Below are 21,535 nucleotides of genomic sequence, written 5' to 3'. Positions count from 1 at the left end.
CTGGCTCAGGGACGAATGAAGCCCGATCGCAGCGCCCGACCGATCTCCTCGGCCACAAGTTCCTGCAACTGCCAGAGATTGCGGTCGCGGATGCCGCAGGCGTCGAGATGGCGAATGGTCTCGAACAGATATTCGGCGCCCGAACCCCAATGGCCGACGGCCGTGGCCAGGGTCGCCGCTATCGCTCGCTTTTCGAGCTTGCCGGCATAGCGCGGATTGGCGGGATCGACAACGAAACCAAGCGCTTGGCCCGTGCCGTCGCCCGTCCTGACCTGCAGCCAGCGCGGCACGTTGACGGCCGGCAGGATGGTCATCTCACGGCGCAGCAGCGTTTCGAGATTGGCCCCCACGGGCTCGGCGATCTCGAATACCATGCCCTGACACTGGCCGCCGCGGTCGAGCGCCATCATCAGGCCGGGCTGCTCGATGGTGCCCCTGAAGCGCTGCACCGTAAAACAGAACGAACGGTGCCAGCCCGTCGCCACGGCCCGTTCGCCACCCCTGACCTCGCCGGCCGGCTTCCACAGCAGCGAGCCATAGGCGAACAGCTTCACCGGCCCGCCCGGCGCGCCGGCCAGCACCTCGTTGCGAATGCGCGCGTAATCGGCATCGGTCATGTAGACCATGCCCGGCGTCGGCCCGGCATCCTCGACCGCACGCAAGGTGCGGGCGACCAGCGCCTCGGTCAGCGCCATCGGTGTCTTGCGCGGCGAACGCCGTGATGCGGCGGAAATGACCTTGCTCATCCTCATGCTCTCAGCCTTGCCGCCATGTTGCCGAAGGCTGAAGGATTCTCAAGGGCCGAGTAAACCAGCGCGGTATCAGGATTCGAACTGTCGTGTACAACAGCTTGACTGGCTTAGTGCGGAGCCTGATCTGGCCGGACGGTGTCGTTGCAGCCGTCAACATAGGGATGGACCGACCACCGGGAGCCGGGCCGGGCCTGTTGCGCCTTGGTGAGCGGATCCTGGGACTGCGCGTAGCCGTCCTGGTAGCCTCGAACGATTTCGTCGATATCGTCGGGCCAGTCGCCGTCCCATGGCCGTCCCAGAATCTGGGCCTGTTGGACCGGATGCAGTTCGTTGTGGCCTTCATGAAAGCTGTCGTGGATGTGTCCGGCATCATAGACCCACCGGCCGGTCACCCCCAGGATTGTCGCTCCGGTTCCGTCGCCCTTGTTGGTCTCGATGCTCGGCAAGCCGGCATCGCTCGGACTGGCGGTGTCCGAACTGCTGAAGGCCGCGCCGAGCAGCGAAGCGAGCAAGGCGAGAAGCGCCAATACGTAGGCGACGACCGCGCCGACGCCCGACATGCATAGCGCCAGCGCTGCCAGGGCGGCGATCAGGGCGAGGATGTTGACGGTCTGCAGGTCATGGATCGATGCCCCTTCGAACTCCACATGCAGCGCCTCTGACTTTACTCCGGTCACCTTGTCCTCCGCCGGGTTCCCCGTGAACAGAAAGCCGTGCGAGGAGGTGATTGCGTTTTCGGCCATCAGATAGCCGAACGGGGCACTGGCGGCGGCAACGGCCTGGGAGACGCCCACCGGGTTGTTCGGCAGCAGCAAATTGAGGCTGTAGTCGGAGTCCAGGCTTCCTGGCCAGGTCTTTTCCGACGGCGGCTCGATGCTGATGACCATGCCGACGATACTCACCGGCTCGCCCAGGCAAACCAGCCGTTTGTTGAGCCACCAGTCGCAATAAGCGAGAATCCACACAATCTCAGTCACCACCAGCGCGATCGGTATGCACCACGGTTCGCCCATTGCGACCACCACCACGACCATCACGGCTGCGAATATGCCGCTGGTAATCGCCGCGCTGATGTACTGGTTGACCGAAATCACCTCGTCGGCGGTCGTGCACTTGGTCCAGGATTTGTCGTCGGTGGCCATCACGGCTCCAAGCTGCTGAGGACGGTCAAGGTGACGCCGCCGCTGGCGCGGTCACCCTCGTCAAACGCATTCAGATTGAGGGCTTGCCGGCCGGTCCAGCCGTCCGGCGGCGTAGCGACCGCCGTGATCGTCACCTGTTCGCCCGGCGCCAGCGACGGCAGGTCAGGCGAAATCTCGACCTTCCAGCCCGGCGGCAGGGGATGAGCCGACGGCAAGTGTGCCGCCAGCCGGCGCTTTTGCTCCGCCTTGGCGGTCCCTTCCGTTGGCTGCCGGTCGTCGCGACAGGGGCCGAGCGGCGGAATGGTGTAGGCATCGACGGTGAACCGGTACCGATGCGGCCGACGGGTAGCGTTGCGCAACTCGAATTGAAATGTTGCTGGCGACTGGGCAAGTCCGACATCGGTATTTTCTTGCCCGAGATTGTTGGCGAAATTGGCGTCATCGGCCGGGTCGAGCAAAGCTTGCAGGCAATAGTGACCTGCTTGCCGCGGCGTATGCCAGTCGAAGGAGACGAACCCAGGCTGGCTGGCGGATCCGATCACCCCGACCGAGACCGGCCTGGTGGCGATCGGATTCGACACGGTTCCGATGCCAAACGACAGATAGGACAGATGGACCGGCATCTTGACGACGACGGCATCCGGGGAGGCGTTCCAGACGCGAACCCGCACCTCGTAGTCGGTATCCGCCTGCAACCTGCCGGCGGGAACGGGCACACCACCCTGGCGTAGCTCGATATCGGGATTATCCCAGGTGACCGCGAGACCAAGACCGATCAGATAATACTGATCGTAGATCAGCGGGTCAGGCCGGCAGAAAGCAGGGTGATCGATCGGTACGCAATGCGCCCGGGATCCTTTCTGGTCGACCCGGCGGTCACCCCCTAGCCGCCACCGGCGACAGAAACGGCGAGCCATCTCGATCAGTGCCGGAATCCAGGCGGAGAACAGTGCTCGCAGGATTGCCGCTATTCCTCGCATCGACTTCCCCTCTGAAGCTAACGCAGGGCAACGCTCTGATAACAACGGGATTCGCGCGGCAACAGTGTATTGGAGTGTCAGACGACTGGTGCCGTTTGTACTCTGGTCAGACGAATAAAGCTGGGCTCGAACGGTACGCGGGCTATTTCCGCGCGAAGAAACCGCGCGCGAACTGCACGATGTGCTTGTGGAATGCGAGCGCCAATATTGCGACAACGGCAAGTATGTAGAGAGCTTCGGTCGATCCGTCGCCGCCGTCAGGGGAAATACCAAACCAACTCTCGATGAAATCCATGAACAGATTCCCTCCGCGCAAACTTGCGACCGATGTTCAGCATAGCTCTTCAGCTTGTCCCGGTGTCAAGTAGGGATGCATTGCCATCCACATAAATCCAGTAAAGACCGTTGTGCCGAATTGTCTGCTGCCGAATTGTCTGCTGTTTGTCGATAAACCTGAGAATTTGCCTAAAGATTGCTAAAAAATTGTCGCGGCTTATTGATGCACAACTGAAGGAAAGCTTTGTATCTCGGTCATTTCCGGGTCATTTTGTCGATCATGTGCGAACGATCCAGTCAATGATGGGGTGTCGCCAAACAGGTCCGGACTTGTGCATGGACAGTACGCGGCCCACCACGATCAGAAACGCGGGGTAGCCTGAAAAGCAGCCCGGCATGGCTCATTGGACGCCATTCGGCGGTCGTCTGGCCTGGTTTCAAATGTAGTCAGCTCTCGAACGTGCCCGGCGGCGTCGTCACGCTGTCGGCTGTTGACAGGAAAGAGGCGTTTGAAAAATCACCGGCGGTCGAGGCAGCAAAAGTCACCATGCCGTATTTCGCCCGGGACACCACGATTCCGGCGAGATGCTGGTCTGGATCAGAGCGTCCTGACCGGCAAGCTATCGTACCGGCCGAGCCTTAGCTGGGCCGGCCGGTACGCTTGCCGGCCTGACAAGAGCCGCCGTCAAGCAGCCGGTCGAATGTTTTGGTTGACCCGGAAGAGGTTGTTCGGGTCGTATTTCTTCTTCAGCGTAGCCAGGCGCTCATAGTTGTCGCCATAAGCCGCCTTGAGCCTTGCATCGCCCTCGTCGTCCATCATGAAGTTCAGGTAGGCGCCACCCAGATCGAACGGATGCACGGCCTCCCAGTAGGCCTTGGTCCAGCGCGTCACCGGCCCCGCTTTCTGTGGGTCCGGATCGATCCCGGCGATGACCATCGACCAGGTCGCATCACGGTAATTCCAGGGTGTCTCGTCTTTGCCGACGCGATGGACCGCACCATCGATCGGGTAGAGATGCATGAGCGATAGCTCGCCCGGCGTCTTCGCCGCCTGCTCGAGATGGGCGTCGATCGCCTCGTCGGACAGCGTCTTGACGAAATCGCCCCGCCAGTACCACTGCATTCCCTTCGGGTAGAGCCCATCGAACATGCTCTGCACCGCGGGATAGGGCATCGTTCCCATCCAGTTGAACCAGGGCGCGGGCAGCGCATCGAGCAGCGGGGCCAGCGCCTCTCTGCCCTTTTCCTCCGGGCCGTTGTAGCAGCACATCAGCAGACACATCCGCTTTCCCCAAAACTCTTCCGGGAAGGGTGCGCTCGAGAGGACGGTCTTGAGCCCGAGAAAGATCCCGAGTTCTTCGGGCGCGTTCGGCAGGAACTCGCGATAATGCTGCATGATGGTGCGGGCGTGGCGCTGATCCCATGCGATCGGCCCCGCAAAGACCATGCTGACCCGGTGGAGCCTGAACACAAAGCTGGTGACGATGCCGAAATTGCCGCCGCCGCCGCGAAGCGCCCAGAACAGGTTGGGGTTCCGCTCCTTGCTGGCGGTGACGAAGCTTCCGTCGGCAAGCACGACATCGGCCTCGACCAGGTTATCGATGGTCAGGCCATATTTGCGCGTCAGATAGCCATGGCCGCCGCTCAGCGTCAGTCCGGCGACCCCGGTGGTCGAGATGATGCCCGCCGGTACGGCCAGGCCAAAGGCATGGGTGGCATGGTCGAGGTCGCCCTGAGTGCAGCCCGGGCCTACCCGCGCCGTGCGGGCATCCGGATCGACGCGCACGCCGTTCATCGCCGACAGGTCGATCACCAGACCGTCGTCGCAGCTCCCCAATCCTGGTCCATTATGGCCGCCGCCACGTACCGCAACCAGCAAATTGTTGTCGCGGCCGAAATTCACCGCTGTGATTACGTCGGCGACGTCGACACAGCGGGCGATGATCAGCGGCCGCTTGTCGATCATGCCGTTGTAGAGCTTGCGGGCCTCGTCATAGCGGGCGTCGCCGGCGCGGATGACTTCGCCTCGCAGGCTTGCTGCGAATTTGGTGATGTCTTCATCGTTCATGACATTCCTCCCTGTTATTGGACCTGTCGGCCGGCCGATGAAACGCTAATCCCGTCCGCTGTTCCCGCAAATGTCACATCGTCCATTTCTGTTGCCCGATCGTTCAGAGTAGGATTAGACCGGATGGATAGTTGCTCGGGCGGCCATATTGCCGGATAGTTCGAGATGCCTGGCGGAAAAACTCGTTGTCAAAGGGAGTAGCCGATCGTTTCCGGAGGTGTAGTGCATGGATGTCCTTTCCGATGTGCTCCGAGCCGTTCGCCTCACCGGTGCGATCTATTTCGACGTTGACGCCAGCTCTCCCTGGGTCGGCGAGTCGCCGGGCACGGCCGACATTGCCGCCGCCATCATGCCGGAGGCAGAGCACATCATTTCTTTTCATGCCGTGATGTCGGGCTCGTGCTGGGCCGCGCTGGGAGACGATTCGGTGCCCCCGGTGCTCGTGAACGCCGGTGATGTCGTTGTCTTCCCCGGTGGTGTTCCGAACGTCTTGAGCTCCTCGCCCGGGGCACGGGGCGAGCCCAATATGGCGATGTATTATCGGCCGATTGACGAGAGCCTGCCGTTCGCGGTGATCCATGGTGGCGGCGGAGACGAGCGGACCCGGTTCATTTGCGGGTATCTTGGCTGCGATGCACGTCCCTTCAATCCTCTCCTGGCCGCATTGCCGGCCATCCTGTGCGCCCGCAAGCCCGCCGATGGAAGCAGCTGGGTTATCGACCTTTTTCGGCTGGCGCTGGCAGAAGGTGGCAGTGGGCGGGCGGGCTGTGAGACGATACTCGCCAAGCTGAGCGAGCTGATGTTTGTCGAGATCATCCGCCGCCATCTCGAGACCCTGCCCGACGATTCGCGCGGCTGGCTGTCAGGCCTACGGGATCCACATGTCGGCGAGGCGCTCCGGCTCATCCACGCTCGCCCCAGGGAGGAATGGACATTGGACCGGCTCGCCCGCGAAGTAGGGCTCTCGCGCACGGCGTTTGCGAGCCGCTTTACCCACTATGTCGAGGTCTCGCCCATGCACTATCTTGCTCGCTGGCGTCTACAACTGGCAGGACGCTTGCTCGAACGCCCTGAAATGAGCATCGCGCAAGCGGGTGCCGAGGTCGGCTACGAGTCGGAAGCCGCCTTCAATCGCGCCTTCAAAAAGTTCGTCGGCATTCCACCTGGCACCTGGCGAAAGGGACGGTCGGCGTTGCTCGAGGCTCAGAGATTGCCCGCTGGCGTCGTGCAATAGGAAAGAACTGGCAGGGCGTTGACGCTTCGGTCCGCGTTCAGCGTCCCAATGCTCGAAAACCCCTGGCACAAAGCGGTAGACGATGACCGGCCGCCGCGACGCCTTCGGCGAGGCGTGTCAGACTTCGCGCCTTAATCTTTCGCGCGCTCGACATAGGCGCCATCGGCGGTCATCACCACCACGCGGGTGCCGGCGCTGATGTGTGGCGGCACCAGGGTACGCACGCCGTTGGACAGCGTTGCCGGCTTGTAGGACGAGGACGCCGTCTGGCCCTTGGTCACCGGCTCGGTCTCGACCACCTCGAAAGTGGCGCGCTGCGGCAGTACCAGCGAGATGGCGATGTTGTTGTATTGCGAGATCTGCACCGGCATGCCTTCCACCAGATAGGGCGCCATGTCGCCGACCACGCTTTCCGGCACCGCGACCTGGTCGTAAGTCTCCGGATTCATGAAGTGAAAGCCTTCGCCGTCACGGTAGAGGAACGTGTGCTCGCGCTCCTCGACATAGGCGCGCTCGACCTGCTCGGTGGTGCGGTAACGCTCGGAAACCTTTACCCCGTCGGAGATACGCCGCATGTCGAGCTGGGTGACCGGCGTACCCTTGCCAGGATGAATGTTTTCGGCAAAGAGGATCACATAAAGCTTGCCGTCCTTTTCGACGACGTTGCCTTTGCGTAAGGAGCTGGCGATGACCTTCACGGGTTTCCATCCTGATAAAATTTGTTGGCGCAAATCGGCTGGAGAGGCCGTTGCGTGCGGCCTAGCGCATCTTGGCCGCAATCGCCAGCCCTCTGTGCAATTCCCCTGAAGCCGATGACCGCCGCCTCGCCGTGGTGGACGCCGCATGTCCACGCCGACCGCCGGCCGCGGCTGATCCTGCGCAATGCCATTGCCGCCGGGATGCGCGACTGGTTCGCCCGCCGCGACTTCGTCGAGGTGGAGACATCGGCCCTGCAGGTCTCGCCCGGCAATGAAGCGCACCTGTCGGCCTTTGCCACCGAGGCGATCGGGCCGGACGGGCAGCGCCAGCCGCTCTACCTCCACACGTCGCCGGAATTCGCCTGCAAGAAGCTGCTTGCCGCCGGCGAGGAGCGCATCTTCAGCCTCGGGGCTGTCTGGCGCAACCGCGAGCGCGGCCCCTTGCACCATCCTGAGTTCACCATGCTCGAATGGTACCGCGTCGGCGAGACCTATGAGAGCCTGATGCGCGATTGCGCCGAGCTCGTAGCGCTGGCGGCCGAACGGGCCGGAGCGAAGCGTTTTAGCTTCCGCGGCCGTGAGGCCGATCCGTTCGCCGGGCCGGAACGGTTGAGCGTCGCCGAAGCTTTCATGCGCCATGCCGGCATCGATCTGCTGGCGACGGTTGCAGCCGATGGCAGCACCGACCGCGCGCGGTTGCATGCCGCCCTGGTCCAGGCCGGATTGCGGACCGCGCCCGACGACAATTGGGCCGACCTGTTCAGCCGGGTGATGGTCGAAAAAATCGAGCCAGCGCTGGGGCAGGGGCGCGCTACCATTCTTTTCGGATATCCGATCTCGGAGGCGGCACTGGCCAGGCCGAGCGCCGACGATCCACGCACCGCCGAGCGCTTCGAGCTCTATTGCTGCGGCGTCGAGCTCGCCAACGCCTTTGGCGAATTGACCGATCCGGCCGAGCAGCGCCGGCGCTTTGCCGCCGAAATGGATGAGAAGCAGCGCGTCTATGGCGAACGCTACCCGATCGACGAGGATTTCCTCGCCGCGCTCGCCATCATGCCGCAGGCGAGCGGCGCGGCGCTCGGCTTCGACCGGCTGGTGATGCTCGCCACCGGCGCGCTCAGGATCGACGACGTGATCTGGACGCCGGTGGCTGGTCCCTGAGGAAGGTTGGACAAGCCGATCTCGCCCGGCTTGAAAGCCAGGATCAGATGGTCGGTCCAGGCCGCCGCCGGCTCCGTCGAGCCAGAAGATTGGCGACGACCAGGAGGATTATCGACAGCCCCATCATCAGCGTGGCGGCGCTATTGCCGGGGAGAGCTTTTCGCGCAAGCCGATGAACATTTCGAGCGGCATGGTGCGTTGGTTGGCGCTGGCCAGGAACTGCACCGCGACGACCTCGTCATGTGCGAGACGCTGCAACCGTTCCGTGTGTTGCCACGATCATGGTGGGCCGGCATAGTGCTGGCGGGGTTCTCGGCGCCGCGGAGCTATCGGCCGTCGTACTCAGAATGGCCTTCGGCACAATGCCAGACAAAAACGCGCTGAACGCAAAACATAGCAGCGAATGGACAATGTCCTGGCGCTTGGTCATACTTGCGGCCGTGGCGATTAATGTTGTGATGCTCTTGGCCGCGCTGTTCGTCGCGCAAACTCTTGGTCTGGACGCTACAATCTTCTATCGAGATCCATCTGCAGCCGCCGATGTCGGCTTCTATACGGGGTGGATTTCGTCCCTAGGTGCTTCACTGTGGATCGGCACCGGCGCGGCGACCCTGTTTGCTGGTCTGCTCACGCACCGATGGGATTGCACGTTTCTCGGCGGCCTTACCTTGGTCATGGGCCTCGATGACCTGTTGTTGATCCATGAGGACGTGCTGCCGTTTGTCGCGATACCAGAGATTGTTACGATGATTGCCTACGCCGTCGCCGGGTTGTTCTGGTTCTTTCGGCTGCGACGGAAGACATTCGACGGCTCGATCGTATTTGTGGCCGCAGGCTTCCTACTCGCGATGTCAGCAGCGATCGACCAGCTGGGAGAGCTGTTTCCTAGCCCGGGTTCGGCGGTCGACATCGCCGAAGACGCTGTCAAAGAGCTTGGCATCTTCCTTTGGGCGGCAGGTGCCGTCGGGTACGCGGCGATGGTGACACGGTTGGGCCGCCCGTGGGTGGATCCAGCCGATCCCAACTCTACAGGCTGACGGTCGCACACGCCGCATCTTCGACTCGTCGCCGGCAGCGGTGCCGCCGTCGCGGCTTTCGGTCACGGCCACCTCGGATCTAAGCCGTCCTTTGTGCGTCTGGAAGGACGCACCATCTCTGGATCGGTCGCGCTGACCTGGGGCTAGATGCCTCCTGATTGTCCGCTTCTCCCATTGCAGAAGCGGCATCGGGACAATAGATGGTGCAGCAGCGGCTGCCCTTCAGCCGGCCGGAAATAACAGGATCATGCGCATGACCGATACGCTCGACGCAGCGAAACTGACCGATCGCGTCGCGGCCCTGGTCGAGGCTGCCAAACGGGCCGGCGCCGATGCCGCCGATGCCGTTGCGGTACGCGGCCGCTCGACCGGCGTGTCGGTGCGGCTTGGCAAGGTCGAAGGCACAGAGGCGTCCGAGAGCGAGGACGTCTCGCTGCGCGTCTTCGTCGGCAAGCGGGTAGCCAGCGTTTCGGCAACAGCGGCATCCGACCCCAATATGCTGGCCGAGCGCGCGGTCGCCATGGCCAAGGTGTCCCCCGAGGATCCCTATCAGGGCCTCGCCGACTCGGCCTTGCTGGTCAAGAAACCGCGCGACCTCGATCTGTTCGACGCCACCGAGGTGTCGGCGGACCAGTTGAAGGAAGCAGCGCTTGCCGCCGAAGCGGCGGCGCTTGCCGTCAAGGGCGTCACCAATTCGGCCGGCAGTGGCGCCAGTGCCGGGCTTGGCGGCCTGGTGCTCGCCACCTCGCACGGCTTCGTCGGCCACTACGTCGCCTCGCGTTTTTCGCGCTCGACCAGCGTGATCGCCGGCGAGGGCACCGGCATGGAGCGCGACTACGAATTCTCCTCGCGCCAGCATTTTTCCGATCTCGACGCGCCGGAAGACATCGGCCGCAAGGCCGGTGAGCGCGCTGTACGCCGCATTGGCGCGCGCAAGGCGGCGACCGGGCCTGTCGACGTGGTGTTCGATCCGCGTGTGGCGCGCGGCATTGCCGGCCACCTTGCCGGTGCCATCAATGGCGCCGCGGTGGCGCGCAAGACCAGCTTTCTCCGCGACATGATGGGCAAGAAGGTGGCTTCGGCCGCAATCACCGTCACCGACGAGCCGCTCCGGCGCCGTGGACAGGCCTCGCGCCCGTTCGACGGCGAAGGCGTCGAGGGCGAAAAACTGTTCATGGTCGACAAGGGCGTGCTCAACCACTGGTTCCTGTCGACTTCGGCGGCTCGGGAACTTGGCCTCGTCACCAATGGGCGCGGCTCGCGCAGCGGCTCGTCGGTCTCGCCGTCGTCGACCAATCTCGCCATCGAGCCCGGGGAAAATACGCCGGAAGAGCTGATCAAGTCGCTCAAGACCGGCTTCTACGTCACCGAAGTGTTCGGCCAGGGCGTCGACATGGTGACCGGCGAATATAGCCGCGGCGCTTCCGGCTTCTGGATCGAAAATGGCGAGCTGGCCTATCCCGTCGCCGAGGTGACCATCGCCTCCAATCTGAAGACGATGTTCCTCAACATGGTTCCGGCGAGCGATCTCGACCGCAATTTCGGCACCGCCGCGCCCACGCTTTTGATCGAAGGAATGACCCTTGCCGGAGCTTGACCCGGCCGTCTCAGCCGGCGCTACTGAAGACCTGCAGCTGTTGCGCGATGCCGCCCGCGAGGCGGGGCTCATCGCCATGCAATACTTCAACAACAATCCGCAAGTGTGGATGAAGGGCGGCACCTCGCCGGTCAGCGAAGCCGATCACGCCGCCGACAAATATCTGCGCGAGACCTTGCTGGCGGCCCGGCCGGATTATGGCTGGCTGTCGGAGGAAACCGTCGACGACCCGGTAAGGCTTGTCGCGCGCCGCACCTTCGTCGTCGATCCGATCGACGGCACGCGCGGCTTCCTCGAGGGCCTGCCCACATGGTGCGTCAGCGTCGCTGTGGTCGAGAACGGCCGAACGCTTGCCGGCGTACTCGACTGCCCGGCGAAGGGCGAAATCTATTGGGCGCTGCCGGGCGAGGGCGCGTTCCTGAACGGCAGGCGCATCAGCGTGCGTCCGCCGGCGGAAACGGCCGAAATCGCCGGACCGAAGGCGATGATCGACCTGATGCCGGCGAAATGGCACAAACGGCTGAAGCGCGTGCCCTATATTCCTTCGCTCGCCTACCGGCTGGCGATGATCGCCGGCGGCCAGCTCGATGCCACCTTCGTCAAGGCCAACGCACATGACTGGGACATCGCCGCGGCCGATCTCATCCTGCGCGAGGCAGGCGGCGCCTTGCTCGATCGGCATGGCCGCGCGCCGCTCTATGCCGGCGAAGTGATCCGTCACGGACCGCTCGCCGCCGGCAGCGGCGAACTCCTCGCCGTGCTCGCCGGCGTCATCGCCGGGCTGGACAATTGACCACTATCAATAGTTCCAAAGTCGGCGGCTTTGGTCTAGACCTGTCCCAAACTCACGATATGTGAAGGATCGACATGGCCGCTGAAGACGGAAAGAAGCAGCTTTTGCACCTGGTGTTCGGCGGCGAACTCAAGAAGCTGGGCGGCACCGAATTCCGCGATCTCGACGCGCTCGATATTGTCGGCATTTATCCGGATTACCAATCGGCGCACGCCGTCTGGAAGGCCAAGGCGCAAGCTAGCGTCGACAATGCCCATATGCGCTATTTCGTCGTTCACCTGCACCGCCTCCTCGACCCCGAAAACAAGGCTGTCGGTTGAGATCGATGAACCATGAAGCGGTCAAGCGATCAGCCCCGCGGTCGGCGGTCAGACGTCGCAAGCCGAAGACGTTCTGGCGCAAGATCCGCGAACCGCTGGCGCAGTCGCGATTCGTCAAGAATGCGCTTGCCGCGCTGTTTGCGTATTTCGTCCGCCTTGTCCGCTTGACCAACCGCATGGTCGACGGATCGGCCAAGTTTTCCGGCGGCGCCTATGCGCAGCTCGAGCCTGGCATCATCGCGCTCTGGCACGGCCAGCACCTGCTGACCCCGGCCTACTATCCCAAGGGACGGCCGCTGGTTGCCATGGTATCGCGCAGCGCCGATGCCGAGCTCAACGCGCTGATGGTCGAGAAATTCGGCATCGAGGCGGTGCGCGGCTCTGGCGGGCGCGAAAGCGCAAGGCATCTCGACAAGGGCGGGGCCAAGGCGCTGATCGCCCTCAAAAAGTCGCTCGCCACCGGCAAGAATGTCGCCATGATTGCTGATATTCCCCACGGCACGCCGCGCGATGCGGGGCTCGGCGTCGTCCTTCTGGCGCGGCTGTCCGGCCGGCCGATCCTGCCTGCCGCGATAGCCACCAGCCGCCGCAAGGTGATCGAGGGCAGCTGGGACAAGACGACGATCAACCTGCCCTTCGGCCGCTCCTCGATCGTCGTCGGCACGCCTGTCTTCGTGCCGGCCAACGCCGACGCCGCCGAAATGGAACGCAAGCGCCAGGAGGTCACGGCCTCGCTTAATGCCGCGACCGCCGAGGCCTATCGCCTTGTGGACGGTTCGAAATGAGTGTGCGCTGGGCGCGCGCCTTCCTGACCGCATACCGTTTCGCGGGGGCGGCCGCCTACCCGTTGGCCGGGCCTTATGTCGCCTGGCGCACTTCCAGAGGCAAGGAGGATCGCATTCGCCGGCGCGAACGCTACGGCGTCGCCGGACGCGAGCGCCCCGAAGGCCCGGTGATCTGGATCCATGCAGCCAGCGTCGGCGAGACCATCGCCGTCGTGCCGCTGGTCGAGAGCATTCTCGATTACGGCGTCAACATCGTGCTGACCACGGGCACGGTCACCTCGGCGCAGGTCGCCGAAGAACGGCTGGGCGACCGCATCATCCACCAATATGTGCCGCTCGACCTCAAGCCGGCGGTCAGTCGCTTCCTCGATCATTGGCAGCCGGACCTGGCGATCATCGCCGAATCGGAGATCTGGCCGATGACCATCCTGGAACTCGGCGCCCGCCGCGTGCCGCAGGTTCTGGTCAACGGCAGGCTGTCCGACCGCTCTTTCAAGTCCTGGAAGAAGCGCGCCAACATTGCCGAAGCATTGTTCGAAAATCTCGCCCATGTCGTTGCCCAATCGGATCTCGATGGCGAGCGCTTCCTTTCGCTCGGCGCCCGGCCGGTCACTGTATCCGGCAATCTCAAGGTCGACACCGCGCCGCCGCCGGCCGACGAGCGGGCACTGGCGGCGCTGAAACGCCAGATCGGCGGCCGCCCGACCTGGGCGGCGATCTCGACCCATGACGGCGAAGAGGCGGTCGCCGCCGAAGTTCACGCCATGCTGCACAAGCGCCACCACGGGCTTTTAACGATCATCGTGCCGCGCCATCCCGATCGCGCCGGGCAGCTGGCCGCCCAGATTTCCGGCATGGGCCTGAAGCTGGCGCAGCGCAGCAAGGGCGACAGGATCACCGCCGACACCGATATTCTGCTCGGCGACACGATCGGCGAGATGGGGCTTTATCTGAGGCTGACGGAAATTGCCTTTGTCGGCCGTTCGCTGACTTCCGAGGGCGGCCAGAACCCGCTGGAACCAGCCATGCTGGAGACAGCGGTGCTTGCCGGCCGCAACGTCCAGAATTTTCGCGAGGCCTATCAGCGCCTGCTCGATAGCGGCGGCGCCAAGCTGGTGCGCGACCGCGATATGCTGGCCGGCGCCGTTAATTTCCTTTTGACCAACGAGGCGGCCCGCCATGAGATGATGGCGGCGGGTGCGGCGACGGTCGACGAGATGCGCGGTGCGCTGGCGCATACGCTCAGGTCGCTCGAGCCCTATATCCAGCCGCTGGTCGTCAAGTCGCGCCTGAAGGGCGCGAACGGGCGCTGACGTGACCTCGGAAGCGCCGCCCTTCTGGTGGGAAGAGCCGGACTGGCGGGTCACGGCGCTGTCGCCGCTCTCCGCCGTCTATGCGCTTGTCGCCGGTCGCCGCATGCGGCACGCGCCGCGTGAAAAGGTCGAGGCGCCGGTGCTCTGCGTCGGCAACTTCACCGTCGGCGGCACCGGCAAGACGCCGGTGGCGATCGCGCTGGCCGAGCAGGCCAGGCGCATGCAGCTTAATCCGGGTTTCCTGTCGCGTGGCCATGGCGGCTCCTTCGCGCAGCCGCATATCGTCGATCCGCACCACGATGCCGCCAAGCATGTCGGCGACGAGCCGCTGCTTCTGGCCGAACACGCCCCGGTCGCGGTGACGCCGAACCGGGCCGCCGGCGCCAGGCTTCTGCTGGAGAAGCTCGGCTGCGATTTCCTGATCATGGATGACGGTTTTCAGAGCGCGCGCATCCACATCGACTATGCGCTCGTCGTCGTCGACGCGCGACATGGCATCGGCAATGGCCGCGTCATCCCCGGCGGGCCGCTGCGGGCAAAGATCGTCGACCAATTGGTCTTCACCAGCGCCTTGCTGAAGATGGGCGAGGGCACCGCGGCCGACACAGTCGTGCGCCAGGCAGCGCGCGCCGGCAGGCCGATCTTCGAGGCGCACACTGCCCCGAGCAGCAAGGTGACGCTGGCCGGCAGGCGTTTCCTGGCGTTCGCCGGCATTGGCCATCCCGACAGGTTTTTCGACACTGTCCGCGAGGCCGGCGGCGAGCTTGCGCTGACCAAATCGTTTCCTGACCATCATTTCTATGGGGAGGACGAACTTGCCGAATTGGCGGCGACGGCGCGTAAAGCCGGGCTTGGCCTCATTACCACCGCCAAGGACGCTGCCCGCCTGCGTCACGGCGCGGCACCGCCGGAATTCCTCGACGGGCTCGATGTGCTTGAGATCGACACCGTCTTCGAGCTCGACCATGTGCCGCAACGGATCATCGACGAGACGCTGGATGCCTGGCGGCAGCGCCGGCTTAAAGGCTGACCAGAAGCTTGAGCACCGAGGCAATGCGGGACTGGAATTTGCAGCTTTCCGCCGGTCGAACGTATTTTGTTCTTGCTTTGTGCCGGCAGCTATGCTAGTAATTTAACTATGGTGATGATTCGCCGGTGACCCGCCCTCGAACGTAGGCGGGTTTTTTATTTCATGGCCTCTAAGGTTTCGGTGTTGCCGGCCTGACGCCGCGGCAGAGGGCGCAGGATCGCAACGGGGCTGCTTCCATTTGCGCTGGACTAGCGTCGGCGGCGCAGTTCCGGATGCGCTTCGATCTCGCGGCGCAGCGAGGCAGCGGCGTTCACATAGGGTTCCTGCCTGGCGACACTCCAGTATTTAAGCTCGTCGAGCGGGATGCTCTCGCCGGTCACCGCGCAGCGTACGAAGGCGCCGGGGCTGGTCACCTGGAAGTCGCCGTCGAGATAGCGGATGCGGGCTTCCTTGCCGCCGGGTCCTTCGAAACGGTTCATCATGGGGTGGTGCCGAAATTCATGACGATGTCATCGCCACAAATTGCGGCGAGGTCAAGCTTGACGTTGATGACGGCCGATCTCCCCCCTTGTGGGGGAGATGTTCGGCAGGACAGAGGGGGGCGCTGTCCCGCGGACCTCTCAATCGATTGCGATTGCGTCCTCAGCTTGTTCTCGGCTGGTCTCAAAGTTAGCGAGCTAGCGATCCTTCGCGCCCCTCTCTGCCCTGCCGGGCATCTCCCCCACAAGGGCCCACAAGGGGGGAGATCAGCGCTTGTCCGTCGCTCCTAGCTCTCTACCTCAAGGAACTCTTCGATCTTCTCCGCTGGCAGCCCGGCCTGGACCGCGATGCGCCGGGCGAGTTCGGCGGCGGCGGCGCGCGGGCGCCCCAGCGGCCGGTCGAGCCAGTAAGATATCGGGCTTAGCGCACTGCGCTCGTCTACGGCGACGATGCGGCCCGATTTCAATTGGTCCACCGTCAACGGCGGACGTGCCAGCGCAATACCGAGCCCGTGCGCGGCGGCGTCGAGCACGAGGTTGTAGTCCTCGAAACGGCGGTCGTGCGGCCGCGGCCGATAGTCCATCTCCTGCGCCGCAAACCAGGCGCGCCAGGCTGAAGCGTCGGAATCATTGATCACCGGAAATTCGAGCAGTCGGGCGGGATCTCCGCGACCGATCTCCCTGGCCAGTCCCGGCGAGGCGACCGGGAACACATATTCTTCGAAAAGCTGCACCGAGATCCGGCCCGGAATGCGACCGCGCCCGCAGCGGATCGACAGGTCGATGCCCTCGTCGGCAAGATCGCCTTGGCGGATGTCGACGTCGAGCACGATACGCAGCTTGGACGGGTGGTTCTCCAGCGCCGCCATGCGCGGCATCAGCCACAGCCCGCTGACCGAGGGGATCGAGGTCAGCCGCACCACCGCCGTGCCGCGCGGCTCGACCCAGCGATCCGAATTGCTGGCGATCAGGGCAAAGGCTTCGGTGGTGCGCAGATGCAGGCGATTGCCCTCGACCGTCAGCGAGACGCCGCGGGCGCCGCGATCGAAGACTTTCAGCCCGAGCCAACCCTCGAGCTTGGCGATCTGCCGGCTGACGGCGCCGTGAGTGATGTTGAGCTTCTCGGCCGCCGCCGAAAAGCTGCCGGTCCGAGCCGCGGCGTCGAAGGCGCGCAGCGTTTCGAGCGGCAGCATCGGGTCTAAGCTGTGATCCATAGTCACAGGTGATCCTCGATTTGTTCGTTTGTCAACCGACCCGCAATAGCGTTTCTCTACTTCATGGCATTGGATCGCGAGGACACCCAGATGAGCGCTTACACCGGCACGTTGAATACGACACAGCGCATGGATGCCACGGCTGCCATCGCGGTGGCGCTGACGGTGGTCGGCTGGGCCTCCGCCTTTCCGGCGATCCGCGCCGGCCTTGCCGCTTTCGGGCCGCTGGAACTTGGCGCGCTGCGCTTTGCCATCGCCGCGGTTCCGGCGGCGATCTTCCTCGCGGTCAAGCGGCCGGCGCTGCCCAGGCTCGATGAACTCTGGCGCTTTGTCTTCGGTGGTGCCGTCTTCGTCGCGCTCTACACGGTGATGCTCAATTTCGGCGAGCTGACCGTTTCGGCCGGTGCGGCCGGCTTCATCATCAATGTCAGCCCGATCTTCACCGCCATCATGGCCATGGCGCTGCTCGGCGAACGCTTCTCGGGCCTGGCCTGGGCCGGCACATTCCTGTCCTTCGCCGGTATCGGGATCATCGCCATGGGCGAGGGGCAAGGGCTGCATTTCAACAGCGGTGCGCTGCTTGTCCTCGGCTCGGCGCTGTGCTCGGCGGTCAACACCATCGTCCAGAAGCCGCTGTTTGGTAGCCACCACCCGCTGACGATCTCGGCCTCGAATATGGTGCTTGGCGCGCTCTGCCTGTCGCCGTTCCTGTCGAGCGGTCTGGCACAGGCGGCGGTCGCCGACACCGCCGGGCTCGGCGCCGTCATCTTTCTCGGCATCGTGCCCAGCCTGATCGCCTATGCCGCGTGGGCGACAGCACTTTCCCGACTGCCCGCGGCGCGTGCCTCGACCTTCCTCTATCTGGTGTCGCCGATGGCGACGCTGATCGGCTTCTTCTGGCTGGGCGAGGTGCCGACGCTGCTCGGCATAATCGGCGGGGCGCTGGCGCTGGGCGGCGTCATTGTGGTGAATTTGAAGAGATGAGAGCTTTAGTGCTTGACTGCTGGTGGCGTACGCGGCTGATTTAACTAGAAGTACGGTTGCCACCAGTGAGCTTTGAATGCCTAAGACGTTTTTCAGGGATGGTTCGACGTTTCGCCCAATAGCAGTTGGTTACGGCAGCTGTATTGCGACCGACCGCATCACCGTGGATGGCGCGCAAGTAGGCTATCTTTACCGCGAAACGCCAGATCATCCGGTTGATAGCGGATGGTGCTTTTTTGCAGGCGATGAATCTGACGAATACATCAACGACCCCAACAATTCCGGGTTGTACGATGTCAATACAATTGCGAATTACGACCCGCTCATTACCTCTTGTTTAGAGGCGCCTTGTGGAAGTGCGTTTTTGAGAATCGAGGGGAAGTTTGTCCGTCAGAAGTTCGAACCCCCAGATGATGATTAAAGCCGCCTGTGGAACCAGCCTTGCTAGCGAGTTATAGACAGCGCCAGCGCGAGCGACCTTCTCACCGCCTCCCAAACAGCCTCTCGATATCCGCCAGCTTGAGCTCGATGTAGGTCGGGCGGCCATGGTTGCAGGTGCCGGAGCCCGGCGTCGCCTCCATCTGCCGCAGCAGCGCGTTCATCTCTTCCGGTTTGAGCAGGCGGCCGGAACGTACCGAGCCGTGGCAGGCCATGGTCGCGGCTATTCTGTCCAGCCGCTCCTTCAGCGTGTCGACCGTGTCGTTGTCGGCGATCTCGTCGGCGAGATCGCGCACCAGCTGCTGGACGTTGGTCTCGCCGAGCATCGACGGCGTCTCGCGCACCGCGACGGCACCGGGGCCGAAGCGCTCGATGCCGAGGCCGAAGCGGGCCAGCGTCTCGGAATGCCTGGCAAGCCGCTCGGCATCCTCTTCCGACAGATCGACAATCTCGGGCAACAGCAGCATCTGCGACGGCACCGAGCGTGAGTGGAGGGCGTTCTTCAAGGCCTCGTAGACCAGCCGCTCATGTGCCGCGTGCTGGTCGACGATGACCAGCGAATCCCTGGTCTGGGCGACGATATAATTCTCGTGCACTTGCGCGCGCGCCGCGCCCAGCGCCGTGCCGAGCAGCGTTTCCGCCGCTTCGTTTTGCCCGGCGCGCGCATCGGCGCTGTGCAGCGGCCCGGCGTCGAAGGCCGCCTGCTCGTCCTCGCCGAACCCGTCGCCCATATTGAGCGGCCGCTGCGGCGAACGGGCAGGATCGAACCCGGCAAAGCCCGATGCCCGATAGGCGGCCTCGTAGCTGCGGTGACCGTTGGCCGGGCCACCATGCGCATAGGATGCGGCGCCTGGCCGGAACGCCGCCATCATGCCGGCGGCCCCTGTGGTGGCGGGGCGGATGCCGGCATTGGCCAGCGCTTCGCGAATGGCGCCGACGATCAGCCCGCGCACCAGCCCCGGGTCGCGGAAGCGCACGTCTGCCTTGGCCGGATGGACGTTGACGTCGACGATCGCCGGATCGAGCGCCAGGAACAGCACGGTGACGGCATGGCGGTCGCGCGGCAGCACGTCGGCGAAGGCGCCGCGAATGGCGCCGGCGATCAGTTTGTCACGCACCGGGCGGCCGTTGACATAAGCGTATTGCTGCAGCGCGTTGGCGCGGGTGAAGGAGGGGACCGAGACATGGCCGGCGAGATGCACGCCGTCCCGCATCGCGTCGATGGCGATCGCATTGTCCGGAAAGTCGGCGCCCATCACCTGCGCCACCCGGCGCAGCCGGCCTTCCGGGCTGTCGTCGGTCGCCGGCAGTTCCAGCGTCGAGCGGTCCGGGCCGGCCAGGGTGAAGCGCACGGCGGGAAAGGCGATGGCGATGCGCTTGACCACGTCGCCGATGGCCGTGCTTTCGGCGCGCTCGCCCTTCATGAATTTGAGCCTTGCGGGCGTGGCGAAGAACAGGTCGCGCACCTCGACCGTGGTTCCGCGATTGGCCGCCGCCGGCCTGACCGCGGAGACGCGGCCGCCCTCGATGCCGATCTCGGCGGCGTTTTCACTGGACGCGGTGCGCGAGCGGATCGACAGCCGTGCCACCGAGCCGATCGAGGGCAAGGCCTCGCCGCGAAAGCCGAGCGAGCGGATGTCGTGAATGTTGTCGGCGAGCTTGGAGGTGCAATGGCGCGCAATCGCCAGCGCCAGTTCCTTTTCCGGAATGCCCGAGCCGTCGTCACTGACGCGGATCAGGTTCAGCCCGCCGCCGGCGGTGACGATCTCGACTCTGGTAGCGCCTGCATCCAGCGCGTTCTCGACCAGTTCCTTGACCACGCTTGCCGGACGTTCGATGACTTCGCCGGCGGCGATCTGGTTGATCATCGTTTCGGAAAGCTGGCGGATCGGCATGGGGCACTATAGGCGGATTCGTGGTCGATGCGGGAGGGGGAGAATAGCGTTGACCGTTGCAAGGCAGTGAGACTGCTCCGTTGCTCCGCCAGAGGGGGTGCTGTCCCGCCACGATATAGAGATAGGAATATTGTTGAGTGAATGGGCTTGGCCCCAACTGACTTATTAGAATTAGTCGGGCGAAGGCCAAAATCCGAAGCGAATGGCCGTTGGAGGCGACATTTGGACGTCATCCTAGATTACTTGATGGTAAAGTTCGCTCGATGGATACAGCGTCGAAAGAGTCGTATTGCGAGAATAATTTGGTTTACTATTTGGACGGTTATTTCGATATTGCTAACAGTTTTTCTATTTTACCTCCTGTATATTCGAAACCTGACCATATAGTTTCGTGTTTCTACCACTGCGGCGCAGGTGCCGCCGCAGGCTTGATCGCGGACACCCTCGATGCGGATCTCGGGGGCACTGTCGCGATAGTGTGCTGAAGGTTCTGCAAAAAGTTTTGGAGAGAGAACGGGGCTTGCTCTGAGGGGCGAGCTGCCATGGCACGCTGGTGACGTTTCGACTACCTATTCCCGTGGAAGGGGAGTGCCATGACCAATCGAGAAATTAGACTGAGCAGAGGGCGAGTTGAAAGCGTTGCCATCCAAGGAGCTTATCAAGGGCAATCAGTAACGCACTTCGTCGACCCGCAAACCGGCTTGAATGTCATTCGCGATAGTTCAGGAAATCTCCTGTCTGGATGGAAGCTCAGTCCCAAGCAGTTAGAATATGTCTTGACGACCGGAAAACTGGGAGGCGGACTATGAGCAGCGTATCTGGCGAATATCGTGCGTTGGTTGAAACCTTTCTCGCAAGGGAAATAGATGCTCCTAAGTTGGTAGAAATTTACTTAAAGAAATTTAAGGATGAGACGCGAGCCATCCCAGAGCAGGAGTTTAAGGTGATAGATGAGATCTTTGCTGACATTGACTCATACACTTCCGATATCAGCTTGATTAGAGAGAATCCTAGATTCTATGTTGACGAAGCACAACTGAGAGTAAAAGTTGCGGAGGCCCTAGACCGGCTCCCATGAGGCTTACCGGGATAACCGAAAGCAATTATCTCAATCCCGCTCTACAGCGGCGCGAGTTCGTGACAGAGCTCAAGCGGGCTCGCCGGCGGCAATCCGCGAAGTGCTGCCCGAGGCGGTCTGGCAGCGCTGCTACGTGCACTTCCTCAGAAACGCGCTCGACTACGTGCCGCGCAAGATCGACGACGATTGCCTGATGGAGCTCAGATGGTTCTACGACCGGCGCGACCTTGCCGAGGTCAAACGCGACCTGGCGCAGTGGAT

Annotated in this window: 23 protein-coding genes and 1 pseudogene; 14 read left to right on the top strand and 10 right to left on the bottom strand. The window is 63.4% G+C overall.

Annotated features, from left to right (window positions below):
• Positions 1–5: 5 nt before the first annotated feature.
• From NKI41_RS24825 to NKI41_RS24805, 5 genes are all read right to left on the bottom strand, one after another.
• Positions 6–746, bottom strand: coding sequence for a gamma-glutamylcyclotransferase (locus NKI41_RS24825; protein WP_352685500.1), 741 nt, complete (start codon positions 744–746; stop codon positions 6–8).
• Between the two features lie 113 nt (positions 747–859).
• Positions 860–1,894, bottom strand: a complete 1,035-nt coding sequence (locus NKI41_RS24820; protein WP_352685499.1) for a hypothetical protein — start codon at positions 1,892–1,894, stop codon at positions 860–862.
• Positions 1,894–2,874, bottom strand: coding sequence for a hypothetical protein (locus NKI41_RS24815; protein WP_352685498.1), 981 nt, complete (start codon positions 2,872–2,874; stop codon positions 1,894–1,896). The genes NKI41_RS24820 and NKI41_RS24815 overlap by 1 nt, the downstream gene beginning before the upstream one ends.
• 142 nt (positions 2,875–3,016) lie before the next feature.
• A complete protein-coding gene (locus NKI41_RS24810; protein ID WP_352474399.1) occupies positions 3,017–3,169 on the bottom strand; it encodes a hypothetical protein in 153 nt (50 codons plus the stop codon).
• A 666-nt stretch (positions 3,170–3,835) separates the two neighbouring features.
• Positions 3,836–5,218, bottom strand: a complete 1,383-nt coding sequence (locus NKI41_RS24805) for an FAD-binding oxidoreductase (protein ID WP_352685497.1) — start codon at positions 5,216–5,218, stop codon at positions 3,836–3,838.
• Between the two features lie 226 nt (positions 5,219–5,444).
• Between NKI41_RS24805 and NKI41_RS24800 the strand changes: the two genes are divergently transcribed.
• Positions 5,445–6,452, top strand: coding sequence for an AraC family transcriptional regulator (locus NKI41_RS24800; protein WP_352685496.1), 1,008 nt, complete (start codon positions 5,445–5,447; stop codon positions 6,450–6,452).
• Positions 6,453–6,583: 131 nt separating this feature from the next.
• Here the strand turns inward: NKI41_RS24800 and efp are convergent, their stop codons facing one another.
• On the bottom strand, positions 6,584–7,150 hold the full coding sequence (gene efp / locus NKI41_RS24795) for an elongation factor P (protein WP_023674374.1): 567 nt from the start codon (positions 7,148–7,150) through the stop codon (positions 6,584–6,586).
• Between the two features lie 114 nt (positions 7,151–7,264).
• On the opposite strand from efp, the gene epmA reads away from it, so the two are divergent.
• A complete protein-coding gene (epmA, locus tag NKI41_RS24790) occupies positions 7,265–8,311 on the top strand; it encodes an EF-P lysine aminoacylase EpmA (RefSeq protein ID WP_352685495.1) in 1,047 nt (348 codons plus the stop codon).
• Positions 8,312–8,437: 126 nt separating this feature from the next.
• On the opposite strand, the gene NKI41_RS24785 is transcribed toward epmA, so the two are convergent.
• Complete coding sequence (locus NKI41_RS24785; protein WP_352685494.1) at positions 8,438–8,569, bottom strand: hypothetical protein; 132 nt, start codon at positions 8,567–8,569, stop codon at positions 8,438–8,440.
• Between the two features lie 89 nt (positions 8,570–8,658).
• Between NKI41_RS24785 and NKI41_RS24780 the strand changes: the two genes are divergently transcribed.
• The 7 genes from NKI41_RS24780 to lpxK all read left to right on the top strand — a co-directional run bounded on the left by NKI41_RS24780 (position 8,659) and on the right by lpxK (position 15,186).
• Positions 8,659–9,348 carry a DUF8692 domain-containing protein gene (locus NKI41_RS24780; RefSeq protein ID WP_352685493.1) on the top strand — a complete coding sequence of 230 codons (690 nt, stop codon included), beginning with the start codon at positions 8,659–8,661 and terminating at the stop codon, positions 9,346–9,348.
• Between the two features lie 253 nt (positions 9,349–9,601).
• Positions 9,602–10,945, top strand: a complete 1,344-nt coding sequence (locus NKI41_RS24775; RefSeq protein WP_352685492.1) for a TldD/PmbA family protein — start codon at positions 9,602–9,604, stop codon at positions 10,943–10,945.
• Positions 10,932–11,738 (top strand): 3'(2'),5'-bisphosphate nucleotidase CysQ, encoded by an 807-nt coding sequence (locus NKI41_RS24770; protein ID WP_352685491.1) that lies wholly within the window; start codon positions 10,932–10,934, stop codon positions 11,736–11,738. Before NKI41_RS24775 ends, NKI41_RS24770 begins: the two co-directional genes overlap by 14 nt.
• A 74-nt stretch (positions 11,739–11,812) precedes the next feature.
• Entirely contained in the window at positions 11,813–12,058 is a 246-nt protein-coding gene (locus NKI41_RS24765; protein ID WP_023674378.1) for a DUF4170 domain-containing protein, read from the top strand.
• 5 nt (positions 12,059–12,063) lie between these two features.
• A complete protein-coding gene (locus tag NKI41_RS24760) occupies positions 12,064–12,843 on the top strand; it encodes a lysophospholipid acyltransferase family protein (protein WP_023717166.1) in 780 nt (259 codons plus the stop codon).
• Complete coding sequence (gene waaA, locus NKI41_RS24755) at positions 12,840–14,156, top strand: lipid IV(A) 3-deoxy-D-manno-octulosonic acid transferase (protein ID WP_352474386.1); 1,317 nt, start codon at positions 12,840–12,842, stop codon at positions 14,154–14,156. Before NKI41_RS24760 ends, waaA begins: the two co-directional genes overlap by 4 nt.
• A 1-nt stretch (position 14,157) precedes the next feature.
• On the top strand, positions 14,158–15,186 hold the full coding sequence (lpxK, locus tag NKI41_RS24750) for a tetraacyldisaccharide 4'-kinase (RefSeq protein ID WP_352685490.1): 1,029 nt from the start codon (positions 14,158–14,160) through the stop codon (positions 15,184–15,186).
• A gap of 248 nt (positions 15,187–15,434) precedes the next feature.
• On the opposite strand, the gene NKI41_RS24745 is transcribed toward lpxK, so the two are convergent.
• Complete coding sequence (locus tag NKI41_RS24745) at positions 15,435–15,668, bottom strand: DUF2093 domain-containing protein (RefSeq protein ID WP_031211156.1); 234 nt, start codon at positions 15,666–15,668, stop codon at positions 15,435–15,437.
• Positions 15,669–15,952: 284 nt separating this feature from the next.
• Positions 15,953–16,879, bottom strand: a complete 927-nt coding sequence (locus tag NKI41_RS24740) for a LysR family transcriptional regulator (RefSeq protein ID WP_352685489.1) — start codon at positions 16,877–16,879, stop codon at positions 15,953–15,955.
• A gap of 90 nt (positions 16,880–16,969) precedes the next feature.
• On the opposite strand from NKI41_RS24740, the gene NKI41_RS24735 reads away from it, so the two are divergent.
• Positions 16,970–17,863, top strand: coding sequence for a DMT family transporter (locus tag NKI41_RS24735; protein WP_352685488.1), 894 nt, complete (start codon positions 16,970–16,972; stop codon positions 17,861–17,863).
• 76 nt (positions 17,864–17,939) lie between these two features.
• A complete protein-coding gene (locus NKI41_RS24730) occupies positions 17,940–18,284 on the top strand; it encodes a DUF2185 domain-containing protein (protein ID WP_352541554.1) in 345 nt (114 codons plus the stop codon).
• Between the two features lie 61 nt (positions 18,285–18,345).
• On the opposite strand, the gene mutL is transcribed toward NKI41_RS24730, so the two are convergent.
• Complete coding sequence (gene mutL / locus NKI41_RS24725) at positions 18,346–20,196, bottom strand: DNA mismatch repair endonuclease MutL (protein WP_352685487.1); 1,851 nt, start codon at positions 20,194–20,196, stop codon at positions 18,346–18,348.
• A 593-nt stretch (positions 20,197–20,789) separates the two neighbouring features.
• On the opposite strand from mutL, the gene NKI41_RS24720 reads away from it, so the two are divergent.
• The 3 genes and pseudogenes from NKI41_RS24720 to NKI41_RS24710 all read left to right on the top strand — a co-directional run.
• Positions 20,790–21,005, top strand: a complete 216-nt coding sequence (locus NKI41_RS24720; RefSeq protein WP_352542983.1) for a colicin D domain-containing protein — start codon at positions 20,790–20,792, stop codon at positions 21,003–21,005.
• Positions 21,002–21,274, top strand: coding sequence for a colicin immunity domain-containing protein (locus tag NKI41_RS24715; protein ID WP_352474379.1), 273 nt, complete (start codon positions 21,002–21,004; stop codon positions 21,272–21,274). The genes NKI41_RS24720 and NKI41_RS24715 overlap by 4 nt, the downstream gene beginning before the upstream one ends.
• 73 nt (positions 21,275–21,347) lie before the next feature.
• A pseudogene (locus NKI41_RS24710) lies at positions 21,348–21,535 on the top strand (transposase); the annotation flags it as partial.

The organism is Mesorhizobium sp. M0601 (assembly GCF_040320845.1).
Classification (GTDB): domain Bacteria; phylum Pseudomonadota; class Alphaproteobacteria; order Rhizobiales; family Rhizobiaceae; genus Mesorhizobium.
Note: the sequence above shows the minus strand (reverse complement) of the source record. Positions and strands in the feature narration are given on the sequence as shown.